At 57.8% G+C, this 12,754-nt stretch carries 7 protein-coding genes; 5 read left to right on the forward strand and 2 right to left on the reverse strand.

Annotation, left to right across the window (positions count from 1 at the left end; genetic code table 11):
• The first annotated feature begins 120 nt into the window (after positions 1 to 120).
• From TERRO_RS10125 to TERRO_RS10140, 4 genes are read left to right on the forward strand one after another with little or no spacing between them, the layout of a single operon-like run.
• The gene (locus TERRO_RS10125) at positions 121 to 1,416 is read left to right on the forward strand and encodes an efflux RND transporter periplasmic adaptor subunit (protein WP_245536073.1); all 1,296 of its coding nucleotides are present in this window, start codon (positions 121 to 123) and stop codon (positions 1,414 to 1,416) included.
• Positions 1,416 to 4,901: an efflux RND transporter permease subunit gene (locus TERRO_RS10130; RefSeq protein WP_014785904.1), complete on the forward strand. Its 3,486-nt coding sequence runs from the start codon at positions 1,416 to 1,418 to the stop codon at positions 4,899 to 4,901. Before TERRO_RS10125 ends, TERRO_RS10130 begins: the two co-directional genes overlap by 1 nt.
• Positions 4,898 to 8,008 carry an efflux RND transporter permease subunit gene (locus tag TERRO_RS10135; RefSeq protein WP_014785905.1) on the forward strand — a complete coding sequence of 1,037 codons (3,111 nt, stop codon included), beginning with the start codon at positions 4,898 to 4,900 and terminating at the stop codon, positions 8,006 to 8,008. Before TERRO_RS10130 ends, TERRO_RS10135 begins: the two co-directional genes overlap by 4 nt.
• Positions 8,005 to 9,543, forward strand: coding sequence for an efflux transporter outer membrane subunit (locus TERRO_RS10140; protein ID WP_014785906.1), 1,539 nt, complete (start codon positions 8,005 to 8,007; stop codon positions 9,541 to 9,543). The genes TERRO_RS10135 and TERRO_RS10140 overlap by 4 nt, the downstream gene beginning before the upstream one ends.
• Before the next feature lie 142 nt (positions 9,544 to 9,685).
• On the opposite strand, the gene TERRO_RS23115 is transcribed toward TERRO_RS10140, so the two are convergent.
• The gene (locus tag TERRO_RS23115) at positions 9,686 to 9,862 is read right to left on the reverse strand and encodes a hypothetical protein (protein WP_157178320.1); all 177 of its coding nucleotides are present in this window, start codon (positions 9,860 to 9,862) and stop codon (positions 9,686 to 9,688) included.
• A gap of 216 nt (positions 9,863 to 10,078) precedes the next feature.
• Between TERRO_RS23115 and TERRO_RS10145 the strand changes: the two genes are divergently transcribed.
• On the forward strand, positions 10,079 to 10,792 hold the full coding sequence (locus tag TERRO_RS10145; RefSeq protein ID WP_014785908.1) for a response regulator transcription factor: 714 nt from the start codon (positions 10,079 to 10,081) through the stop codon (positions 10,790 to 10,792).
• Between the two features lie 42 nt (positions 10,793 to 10,834).
• Here TERRO_RS10145 and TERRO_RS10150 read toward each other — a convergent pair whose 3' ends face one another.
• Positions 10,835 to 12,625 (reverse strand): type II secretory protein PulD, encoded by a 1,791-nt coding sequence (locus TERRO_RS10150; RefSeq protein WP_245536075.1) that lies wholly within the window; start codon positions 12,623 to 12,625, stop codon positions 10,835 to 10,837.
• Between the last annotated feature and the right edge of the window lie 129 nt (positions 12,626 to 12,754).

Here is a 12,754-nt window from a genome sequence, read left to right on the forward strand (position 1 = left end):
CCCTTTCCAGACGGATGTTCCGTGACACTTCGTTACACTTTGTGACCCATCATTACCACGGTTCAACTTTGGCCGATCACTCTTGGATAAGAGGTAACCATGCTCCCTTCCGAGAGGCCGATGCAAGAAGCCACATCCGCCGCCCCTGACGAATCCGCCCCCCAGCAGACGCCGCATGAACGCCGGTGGCTCGCCTGGGTACTCGTTGTCCTGGTCTGCGGCATCATCACGATCCCTCTGCTTCTGCCTACGATGCCACCCGGCGGGATGCCTCCGGGTGGTATGCCACCGGCCGGTCCTGGAGGCGCCGCGCCCAGGGGGGCCGGCGATAAGGGCAAGAAGGCTTCAGGATCCCCGAGCAGCGTCATGGCAGCCACGGACAACAGCACCCCGGTCACGACGGCCAAGGTGCAAACGGGCCACATGGATATCTTCCTGGATGCCCTCGGTACCGTGACCCCGTTGGCTACGGTAAATGTGTACAGCCAGGTCAGCGGACGCGTCCTGGCGGTGAACTACCGCGAGGGCCAGATGGTTCACAAGGGACAGGTGCTGGTAGAGATCGATCCGCGCCCGACCGAGGCACAGGCGCAGCAGGCACGGGGTAGCCTGGCGCGAGATCGGGCGCTCCTGGACCAGGCCCGCGTCAACCTGCAGCGCTACCAGGAAGCATTGAAGGATCACGCAATCGCCGAGCAGACCGTATTCGATCAGTCCGCGACCGTGAATCAGTACGAGGGTACGGTCGCCAATGACGAAGGACAGGTGAAGTACTACGAGGTTCAGCTCAGCTATTGCCATATCATCGCGCCGATCTCCGGCAAGATTGGTCTGCGGCTGGTTGACTCCGGCAATACCATCTTTTCGGGCAGTTCAACCACCATTGCGACGATCACGCAGCTGAACCCAATCACCGTTGTGTTCTCCGTTGCGGAAGATCATCTCCCCAAGATCCAGCAGAAGACCGGGCCGAATCATGGAGCCTTGACGGTTGCCCTTTACGACCGTTCCCAGACCAGCCAACTAACCACTGGAAAGCTGCTTACCCTCGACAACCAGGTGGATACAAGCACCGGAACCGTGCGGCTGCGTGCCCAGTTCGACAACGCTGCAGCAGCGCTCTATCCCAACCAATTCGTGAATGCACGGCTTCAGGTGGATACGCTGCAGAACGCCAAGCTGATCCCCACTGGCGCCGTGCAATACAACGGCCAACAAGCATTTGTGTACGTCGTGAAACAGGACTCCACGGTGGCGCTGCGTAATATCACCGTCCTGAATACTGAAGGAAACCAGAGTGCGATCGACGGCCTGAACCCCGGCGATACGGTCATCACTAGTAACTTCGACCGTCTGACGGATGGCGCAAAGGTGGCAGTGGGTTCCAGCCAGTCGGCCATGATGGGGCCTGCGTAATGAATATTTCGCGGCCCTTCATCACGCGGCCGGTTGCGACGATCCTGCTGATGGTGGCGATCCTGCTCGTCGGCATTGTCGCTTACAGGGACCTGCCAATCTCTGCACTACCTGAGGTCAACTACCCGACCATTCAGGTGCAGACGCTGTATCCCGGCGCCAGTCCCGAGGTGATGAGTTCCACAGTCACCGGTCCGTTGGAGAAGCAGTTCGGCCAGATGCAGGGCCTGTCGCAGATGACCTCCACCTCTTCCGGAGGTGCGTCGGTCATTGTGTTGCAGTTTGATTTGACCGAAGACATCGACGTCGCTGAACAGGAAGTCCAGGCTGCGATCAATGCCTCAAACTCCTACCTGCCCGCCGACCTTCCTATCCCACCGACTTACAGTAAGACAAACCCCGCAGATGCGCCTGTGTTGACGCTTGCTCTGACATCGAAGGTGATGCCATTGAGTGAAGTCCAGGACCTTGCGGACACACGTTTGGCACCGAAGATCTCTCAGCTCACCGGTGTGGGTCTCGTCACGATCCAGGGCGGGCAGAAGCCTGCGGTACGCATCCAGGCAAATCCAACGGCGCTTGCCTCTTATGGTTTGACTCTTGAAGATGTCCGGACAGCGATTACCGGCACCAGCGTCAACACGGCCAAAGGCACGCTGAACGGACCGCAGCAGGCGTACACCATCGACGCGAACGATCAGCTCACTTCGGCCGAGCAGTACAAGCAAGTGGTCGTGGCCTATCGCAATGGATCGGCTGTCATGCTGCCGGAGGTCGCGAAGATCACCAATGGCGTTGAGAACAACAAACTGGCTGCCTGGATGAACACCACGCCAGCGATTATCCTCAGCATCCAGCGGCAATCTGATGCCAACACGATCAAGGTAGTCGACTCGATCAAGGCACTGCTGCCGCAGTTGCAGGCAAGCCTGCCGGCTTCCATTGAAGTGCATATACTGACCGACCGAACCATAACGGTCCGCGCTTCGGTAGAAGACGTTGAGTTCGAGCTGCTGCTGACGATCGGGCTGGTGATCGCGGTGATTTACGTCTTCCTGCGATCATGGCGAGCCACCGTGATTCCTGCGGTTGCTGTTCCGCTCTCGTTGGTCGGTACGTTCGCCGCGATGTATGCGCTGGGCTACAGCCTGAACAATCTAACGTTGATGGCGCTCACGATTTCGACCGGCTTCGTCGTCGATGATGCGATCGTGATGATCGAGAACATCAGCCGCTACCTGGAAGAGGGACTGGATCCTCTTGAGGCATCCCTCAAAGGCGCTGAAGAGATCGGCTTCACCATCCTGTCGCTCACGGTTTCACTGATCGCTGTGCTGATTCCGCTGCTGTTCATGGGAGACATCACTGGCCGGCTCTTCCGGGAGTTTGCCGTGACGCTGGCGGTGACAATCATCATCTCCGCGGTGGTCTCCCTCACCTTGACACCGATGATGGCGTCGCGGCTGTTGAAGCACACACCTCCTGAAGACGAGACGCGCTTTTACAAATGGTCAGAGCACCAGTTCGAACGCATCATCGGCTTCTACGGGCGGACACTTCAGTGGGTGCTCGGTCGTCAGGCGGTGGTGCTGGTCATTGCGTTCAGCATGATCGTCTGCGCTGGTCTTCTGTACTACTTCATCCCCAAGGGCTTCTTCCCGACGCAGGATACCGGCATCATCCAAGCCATCACCCAGGCACCGGAGGCCACGAGCTTCGACGCGATGAGCAAACGGGAACAAACGGTGGCCCGAGAGATTCTGGAAGACCCCGCCGTGGAATCCATCGCATCGTTCATCGGCGTGGATGCCAGCAACACCACGCCAAATACGGGACGCATGCAGATCAATCTGAAGGCACTGTCCACGCGTGGTGTCTCAGCGACGGAGGTTATCCAGCGACTGCGTCCCAAGCTGAACCGCATCACCGGCATCACAACCTACCTGCAGCCAGTCCAGGATCTTACCGTTGAGGATCGTGTCAGTCGTACGCAATACCAGTACACGATCGAAGACTCCGACAGCGCAGAGCTGAAGGCGTGGTCGTCGAAGCTGGTCGCCAGGCTTCGTACCCTGCCTCAACTAGAAGACGTGACCACGGACGAGTTGCCGAACGGCAATGCAGTCACGGTCGATGTGGACCGCGTCACGGCATCCCGTCTAGGCATCAACCCTCAGAGCCTGGACAACACGCTTTACGATGCCTTCGGCCAGCGCCAGATCTCAACGCTGTATAGCCAGACGAACCAGTACCACGTGATCCTCGAAGCTGATTCGAAGTTTCAGAGCAGCGTGGAGCGGCTTGGCGATATTTACATGCAGGGCACGGGAACTGCGAGTAACTCCAGCAGCGGTGGAGGATCGGGGGGCTACGGCCAGACTGGCACGTCGTCTTCCTCCTCGACCAACTCGCAATTGACTGCGAGCAGTACAAGCGGTGTAAGCGCCACGACATCCAGCAGCTCGACGCTGGCTACGACTACAGCCAACAGCCAACTCAATACCTCGGCGCAAAACGGGGCAATCTCAGGATCGACCACCGGCAGTACAGTGCTCCAGACATCGTCGACCACCGGCAGCACGTCTGCACTTAGCACATCCTCTTCCAGTGGTGGGTCGTCGTCGGCGCAGAGCAGTACCGGGTCAGCCGCTGGTGGTGGTGGCGGCAGTGCAAGCAGCAGCAATTCGAGCGCTCGTTATCCCGTCCCGCTCGCGGCATTCACCACGATCAAGAAGTCCCTTACACCGCTGACCATCAATCGTCAGTCGCAGTTTCCGGTCATCACGATCTCGTTCAATCTTGCGCCGGGTGTGCACTTGAGCCAGGCGGTGAATGCCGTGACGAAAGCGACCGCTGCACTCAAGATGCCAACGAATGTACAGACGAAGTTCCAGGGTACAGCAGCCAGTTATGAGACATCGTTGAACAACGAAGGTCTGCTGGTGCTTGCAGCGCTACTCACCGTCTACATCGTCCTCGGTGTTTTGTACGAGAGCTTCATTCACCCACTCACTATTCTCTCCACACTGCCGTCAGCAGGCGTAGGCGCGTTGCTGGCGCTCATGCTCTGCCGCATGGACTTGGGCATCGTTGGCATCATCGGCATTGTGCTGCTGATTGGCATCGTGAAGAAGAACGGCATCATGATGGTCGACTTCGCTCTCAACGCAGAACGCGTCGAAGGCAAGCCGCCCGAAGAAGCGATCTATAACGCGAGCTTGCTTCGCTTCCGTCCGATCATGATGACGACCCTTGCTGCCCTCTTCGGTGGATTACCGCTCGCACTTGGTCGCGGTATCGGGGCTGAGCTGCGCAGGCCTCTTGGCGTAGCGATGGTGGGCGGCTTGCTATTGAGCCAGGTACTGACGCTGTACACGACGCCGGTGATCTACCTCTGGTTCGATCGCATCAGCCAGAAGTTGCAGCGGAGAAAGAACGATAAGCCGATTGGTCAACAGAACCTGCCACTAGGGGGTCAGGCATGAACATATCTGCCCCTGCGATTCGCAGACCCATCGCTACAATTCTGTTGACGGCTGCGCTGGGCCTGGCTGGAACTCTAGCCTTCAACGTCCTTCCAGTTTCCCCGTTGCCACAGATCGATTCCCCGACCATCAGTGTCAGCGCGCAGCTACCGGGCGCCAGCCCCGATGTGATGGCAGCGGCCGTGGCGACACCACTCGAGCGTCAGTTTGGTCATATCGCCGGTGTCACGGAGATGACCTCGCAGAGCTCGACTGGATCAAGTTCGATCTCGCTGCAGTTTGATCTGAGTAAGAACGTCAACGCCGCGGCACGTGAAGTACAGGCGGCGATCAGTGCGGCCCGGACCTATCTCCCAACGAACCTGCCTTCCAATCCTGTGTACCGCAAGGTGAACTCCGCGGACGCACCCATCGCCATTCTTGGGATTGAGTCCGACACGTATGCCGTAGGCGCGCTCTACGATTCCGCATCTACCATCCTGCAGCAGAAGATTGCGCAGATTAAGGGTGTTGGTCAGATCACCATCGGCGGTTCCACACTGCCCGCCGTACGTGTTGAAATCAATCCCCTGCAGCTTGAGCACTATGGCTTGAGCCTGGCGGATGTTGCCACCTTCCTGAAGAACCAGAACGCTCACACGCCGACCGGTGCTCTGTCAGACGGGCAGACCATGAGCTACATCACGGTGAACGATCAGCTCTCAAAAGCAGAGGACTATCGCAAGCTGGTGGTGAGTACGCGCAATGGAGCTGCCGTCCGATTGGAGGACATCGCAGAGGTCGTAGATTCGACCGAGAATCTACACTCCAGCGGCTATGTGAATGGACGCAAGTCGGTTGACCTCATCATCTTCAAACAGCCCGGTGCCAACATCATCGAGACAGTGGATCGCATCAACGCACAGCTCCCTGCCCTGCGTTCGGCGATCCCGGCCGGGCAGTCGATTACCAAAATCATGGATGCGACCACCACGATCCGTGCTTCGCTGCGTGATACAGAACTGACACTGCTCCTTTCGATCCTGCTCGTCATCCTGGTGGTCTTCGTGTTCCTCCGCGACTGGAGAGCGACGATCATCCCCGGCATTGCCGTTCCCACTTCGTTGATCGGAACCTTCGGTGCGATGTACCTGCTGCACTATTCACTCGACAACCTCAGCCTGATGGCGCTCACCATCTCGACGGGATTCGTCATCGACGATGCCATCGTCGTCATGGAAAACATCACGCGTTACGTTGAGGAGGGCGTGCCGCCACTCGAAGCAGCATATAAAGGCGCAAAGGAGATTGGCTTCACGGTCATCTCCATCACGGCTTCCCTGCTGGCAGTGTTCATTCCAATCCTCATGATGGGTGGCATCATCGGGCGACTCTTCCGTGAGTTCGCCGTGACGCTATCGATCGCCATCTTCATTTCGATGGTCCTGTCCCTGACGACGACGCCAATGCTTTGCTCGCTGCTGTTGAAGCCCCGCGAGAAGTCAGAGCACGGCCGCTTGTATCGGTTCGTGGAAAGCTGCTTCGACTGGCTGCGCGCCATGTATGAACGCAGCCTTCGCTGGGTGATCCGCGACCACGCAGTGCTGGTCCTCGCGGTCTTCCTCTTCACCATCGGGTTGAATGTTGTGTACCTGATGCGTGTCTCAAAAGGCTTGTTTCCCCAGCAGGACACAGGCTTGTTGATGGGCGCTGTCATGGGTCCACAGGATGCGTCGTTCCAGATGATGGATGGCGCCACCAAGAAGTCCGTCGAGATCGTTCGCGCAGATCCTGCAGTCCAGAATGTCATTGGTTTTACGGGCGGCGGCATCAGCGGCACGTCGAACAACGCTTTCATGTTCGTTGTCCTCAAGCCACTGGACGAGCGCAAGCTGAGTGCGACTGCTGTCCTGAATCGTCTGCGTCCGAAACTGATGGTAGTCAAAGAGGCGCAGACCTTCCTGATGGCCGCGCAGGAGATCAACCTTGGCGCGCGACAATCGAACGCACAGTATCAATACACGCTGCAGGCAGACTCCACAAGCGACCTGAAGAAATACGTCCCCCTGCTCACACGCGAGATGAAGAAACTGTCCCTCGTTGCCGACGTCAACTCCGATCTACAGAGCGGTGGCCTGGAGGCCTACCTGACGTATGACCGTCGCACGGCAGCCCGCCTTGGGATCATGCCTTCGAATATCAACGACGCCCTGAACTACTCCTTTTCGCAGGCGCAGACGTCGACGATCTACAAGCCGCTCAATCAGTACCATGTCATCCTCGAAGCCCAGCAGCAGTTCACGCAATCACCCGCGACTCTTCGCAATACGTATGTGCAAACCGCCAGCGGTTCCGTCCCCCTGAGTGCCATCAGCACTTATAAAACGCTCACCGCCCCGCTGTCCGTGAACCATTCCGGTCTCTATCCGTCGTCGACCATCTCTTTCAACCTGGCAGGCGGGACATCGATTGAAAAAGCAACCAGCGAGGTGCACGCGCTGGAAACACAGTTGCACATACCGAAGAGCGTGCATGGAGCTTTCTCCGGCACAGCCCAGCTCTATCAGGCTTCCATCGACTCTGAGCCGATTCTGATCGCCACCGCCATCTTCGCGGTATACATCGTCCTGGGTGTTCTCTATGAGAGCTTCATTCACCCCATCACCATCCTCACCACGCTCCCATCCGCATCGCTCGGTGCAGTCATCACGCTCGTGCTCTTCCATGCCGAACTGGACGTCATCTCCCTGATCGGGATCATCCTGCTCATCGGCATTGTGAAGAAGAACGCCATCATGATGATCGACTTTGCGTTGCAGTTGGAACGCGAGCAAAACTTGCCGCCCGAAGACGCCATCTTCCAAGCCTGCATCCTGCGCTTTCGTCCCATCCTGATGACCACCGCGGCAGCATTCTTCGGAGCAGTTCCACTGGCCTTTGGCAGCGGAATCGGCTCGGAGTTTCGCCGGCCACTTGGCCTCACCATTCTCGGTGGTTTGCTTGTGAGCCAGGTCCTCACGCTCTACACCACGCCAGTCGTGTACCTGATGTTGGATCGCCTGCGCCATCGCTTTGGTCGCAAGCAATCGAACCATCCTCATGCGATCGCGGCCCAGGGGGCATTATGAAACTTGTCACATCTGCTCGCGCAACGGGCGCAGCGTTAACGCTTTCTCTCTCCCTGCTTGGTGGTTGCCGCGTTGGCCCTAAGTATGTCCGTGCCTCGATGCCTACAGCGCCGCCAGTCGCATACAAGGAGAACCAGGCCGGCAGCGACGAAGCCCGCAGCAACGGTTGGCGTCAGGCTCATCCAGACGATGCCATGCTGCGCGGAAAGTGGTGGGAGGTCTTCCAGAACGCAGAGCTAAACGCTCTGGAAGAACACCTCATCATCGACAACCAGAACATCAAGCAATACTTCGAGAACTACATGGCGGCGCGCGCTGTTGTCCGCAATGCCCATGCCTCTCTCTATCCATCGATCTCGTTTGCACCCAGCACGAACATCCAAGGTCAGGGCAATCAGAGCACCGCGACCGCAACGACGTCCACCACGGGCACGAGCGGAAGCGGTACGACCGGGACGACGCTTGCGAGCAACAGCAGCCACAGTTACTCACTCCCCTTCAGCGCCTCTTGGGAGCCTGATCTCTTCGGGAAGGTTCGTAACACCATTCGCGAGGACGCCAACGCGGCACAGGTAAGTGCGGCAAATCTGGCGAACGAAACACTCAGCGAGCAGGCCAGTCTGGCTCAGTATTACTTCGAACTGCGCGGCCAGGACGCACTTCAGGAGCTCTACAACAAGACAGTGGATGCCTACCGAGATACTCTGCGTCTCACCCAGACGCGATACCGGACCGGCATTGACTCTGACCAGGATGTCGCCCAGGCCGAGACAAACCTTCGCACCGCCGAAGCGAATGCAGCCGCGGTGGCGACAACACGTGGCCAGTACGAACACGCCATCGCTCTGCTGATCGGTCAGCCCCCAGGCAACTTCTCAATCGCCGTCAAACCGTTGGATGCCAAGCCTCCGTTCGTTCCGGTCGGGATCCCATCCCAACTGCTGGAACGGCGTCCAGACATTGCAGCAGCCGAGCGAACGATGGCTCAGGCGAATGCACTGATCGGCGTCGGCCAGGCGGCCTACTACCCTGACATCTCTCTGACTGCCAGCGCGGGAACACAAAGCTCAGACATTACGCACCTGCTGAATCTCTCCGCGGGCTTCTGGTCACTGGGCACAAGCGCAACCGAGACGATCTTCGACGCGGGAGCGCGCCGCGCTACGGTGCAACAGTACAAGGCACAGTACAACGCAGATGTGGCGGCATACCGGCAGACGGTGCTGAACGCCTTCAAGGAGGTCGAAGATTATCTGATCTCAAGCCGGCAACTCGCTGAACAGCAACAACGACAGCAGTTAGCGATCACCTCCGCGCAGCGATACCAGAAGCTCGCCTTCACCCGTTACACAACGGGCGTCGACACCTACCTTAATGTTCTGACAGCACAGAACAGTGTCTTCAACAGCCAGGAAACGGAAGTCAACCTCCGTACCAGCCGCATGACCGCGGCTGTCCAGTTGATCGCGGCTCTCGGTGGTGGTTGGAGTGCGACAGATCTGCCATCGGAGAAGGACGTTACTCGCAAGCCATAGAAGGCACCTCACCCTGAAGGGCTCTGCCAGGTCGAACTCCTAAAAGGCCAGGTCCGCAAGAAACTGGCCGCTGCCTGCACCGCACTCCCGTTGCGCGGAAGGCCGTTTCGTACGCCAAACGTAGAACGCTAGCTCTTGGCGTTCAACCTTCGGTTGCGACGGGAATTGTTTTCGGGCGTGCGTGGAACTCAACCACTTCCTTCACGTCCAAACAGAGAGCAAAACCTGCGTAGAGAAAGCCGTAGGCGGTACCTCCGATGAGAAAGCTGACCAGCAGCGATGGGAGCCATGCCGACATGGAAAGGATTGGTTCTTTCATCGTCGTATTGACCGAATGGATCAGTCTGGGTATTGGATTTCTCATGGACTCCCGATTCGACCCTCGTTGTTTATAGACGGCTTTCACCGAAGGCCGTTCCGTCATGAGTGGTCACTGACCGTAACGATTTGTCACAACCAGATCAGCATGACTTGAGGTACCGTTCGCGGAGTTTTGCGGGAGTGTGGCATCCACGACTTACTACATTCACGCGGCGTGTCTCGCGATGTCCTGATCGTCGATGACGATGTAGATCTATGCCGAATGCTCGCAAGCTTCCTCGGCCAGCACGGCTGGATAGTCCATGCCGGGCATAACGGCCAACGTGCGCTGGAACTCTGCCGGAGCAAACCCTTCGAGGTAATTCTGCTCGACATTGACTTGTCGGACTGCAGTGGCTTCGACCTTATCCGAGAGATTCACGACTCGATGGGGACACCCATCATCGTTATCAGTGGTCGATGCGAAGAGACGGATCGCATTGTGGGTCTGGAGCTCGGGGCGGATGATTACATCTCGAAGCCTTTCAGCCTGCGGGAATTGTTTGCTCGCATGGGGGCCGTTGTCCGTCGATCAGGTCAATTGGCTAGGAGCCCGAACGGCCCTTCTACTCACTCCTTCGGTCATTTTGTAGTCCAGTTGGAAACGCATGAAATCTCTTACGGCAGAACGAAGCTTACCTTGACCCCGGCGGAATTTCAGCTCCTACGTCTCTTACTCGATAGGCCGTATGAAGTGTGCAGTCGTGAGCTGCTGGCGCAGATCGTGCTGCTTCGGACCTATGACCCACTCGACAGAAGTCTGGACATGCACATCTTGAGACTTCGGCGAAAGCTGGGCCGTGTTCCACAGTTCGGAGGGGGCATCCTCACCGTAAGGAGCGGTGGCTACATGCTGGCTCTCCATCCTCAAAAATTCAAAGGGATCTGAATGACAAGAGTCAGTCGCGACGGTATGTGGAGTTCGTTCCAATCAGAATCTGTCACCGACGCGGTAGGTGCTGACGTGCATCGCAGAGTCGCTCACCACGTGCGGCGTCACTGTGATCAAAAGCTCGTTCCTGGTTCCGTCGGAGTTCTTGTTGGTGCTTTGGAAACCCGGTAGATCTGCCATCCCAGGCAAACCGTCCAGCGCCTTTGCTTCATCTGTACTTACCAGGGCGGCAAGCATGGTCGATTGGCCAGGGGCGATGGTAACGGTCGACTTCAGCGCCCGGTTGTTGAGGATAGGGATATCGTTGACCCCGGTTCCTCCCAGGGATTCGAGCTTGAAGTCGAGATTCAATTCCACGTCTCCGTCCCGAAGGAGCCGTGGTGTCAGTTTGAGCGTGAGGCCGATATCCTCGAACTGGATCTGCGGCGTCGTGTTGCTACCGCTGCCGCTGGACCCAGTGAGCTGTGCAATGACGGAACTGCTGACCCCAGCAGCCGCCAACTCCTGCGCTACAGTGCTGCTCGAAGCCGAAGTCGTGATTGCCGTCAGAATTGGATAGCGGGATCCGACACGCAACGTGGCCTCGTGGCGGTCACTCGAGCGTATCTGGAGCGCATTCAACATCCGGACGTCGGTGGAGTTCAAGAGCATATTCAAACTGGTCGAACCCATAGATATTCCCAGCAGCGGAACACCCTCCAGGCTGCCGACAGTTCCAAGGATGCTTGTAAGGGAACTACTTCCAGACACGCCGGCTGCCACGAGGAATGCGACCTCCTGCAGTTCCTGCTGATAAGTCGTGCCCGAGAGAGTCAACGCACCGCTCGAGATAGATTCATTGAGTAGGGTTTGGTTATCTGAGATCAGCTTCTGTGCCGTGCCAGAGACGTCAGTAGCAGTGGCCGAGGTCGGCGGTGCAAACCCGATCTTGCGGGCGGTAGTCTTGTCGACTTCGTAGATGTTGATGTCGAGCAGGATGTCTGCAGTTCGCACAGCAAGCTCGGTCAACAGATCATGGATGCGGTGCACGGATGCTTGTGGACCACGAACAACGATGATGCCGCTGTCGGCATTCACCGCCAGATGCGTCAGATCAAAATGTGAACGCAGGACATTTGCGAGTTCCAGCATTTGCGGCCGGTTCTGCGAGGAGAGATAGATGGTCTCTTCCACCAGTGGCATGAGCAATCCACGCACCTCTTCTGCGTCATCTGCAATCAAGGCGCTCGTCGAGTCCAGTGGTACGGCGAAGAGATGGGCCGCCTTATGAAGCACGCGGGCTGCCCCCAGGAAATCAACATCATCGACATCGATGCGAAGGTTCTTCCCACTCAGGACAGAAGGATCGAAGACGCTTTCGATGCCGAACGCCCTGTAAACCTCGCGGACGACCTGCTGTGTGGCGCCACTCGTATGAAAACTCCGGACCCCATCAAAGGGTGTCAAGGCAAGCGGTCCCTCAAATTCCTCTGACGTACGCCGCTCCTGCTGCCCTGTCGTTTTACGTAGGGTGTCGGCGAATTGCAGTACGAGCGGGTTGTTCGGATCGAGAGTTCTTGCTCCCGCAAACAAGCGGTCGGCCTCTCCAGCATCGCCCGCAAGGCGCGACTTGAAGGAGGCCTGCATTAATCGCTTCACCTCAACCTCACGCGCATAGAGCAGCGCCAGGACGTAGGTTCGGTTGTCAGGGTCGAGGTGGACGGCTCGTTCAAATTGGCGCTGGGCCTTCTGAAATTCTCCGCGCGCGAAGAACTTTGCTCCTTCCAGATAGGCGTCGTCTGCCTCCCGCTTTTGTCTTCGCGACCCGGTATGCGCCGTGGTCGTCGGCACATCCGCAGCAGATGGTTGCGACTCGCTCTGATTACTGCTGCTACTGAGTACCACCGTGCTTGCGCAAGTGATACCGGGACTTGCGCACGCAGCACCGAGGGGAAGCAAGAAAACAAGTCCCGCCTCCCA

It is taken from the genome of Terriglobus roseus DSM 18391 (genome assembly GCF_000265425.1).
GTDB classification, from domain to species: domain Bacteria; phylum Acidobacteriota; class Terriglobia; order Terriglobales; family Acidobacteriaceae; genus Terriglobus; species Terriglobus roseus.

What these genes read in the sequence shown, in the direction of transcription:
- TERRO_RS10125 (WP_245536073.1), top strand. Translation starts at nt 121, where the DNA reads ATGCAAGAAGCCACATCCGCCGCCCCTGACGAATCCGCCCCCCAGCAG.
- TERRO_RS10130 (WP_014785904.1), top strand. Translation starts at nt 1,416, where the DNA reads ATGAATATTTCGCGGCCCTTCATCACGCGGCCGGTTGCGACGATCCTG.
- TERRO_RS10135 (WP_014785905.1), top strand. Translation starts at nt 4,898, where the DNA reads ATGAACATATCTGCCCCTGCGATTCGCAGACCCATCGCTACAATTCTG.
- TERRO_RS10140 (WP_014785906.1), top strand. Translation starts at nt 8,005, where the DNA reads ATGAAACTTGTCACATCTGCTCGCGCAACGGGCGCAGCGTTAACGCTT.
- TERRO_RS23115 (WP_157178320.1), bottom strand. Translation starts at nt 9,862, where the DNA reads ATGAAAGAACCAATCCTTTCCATGTCGGCATGGCTCCCATCGCTGCTG.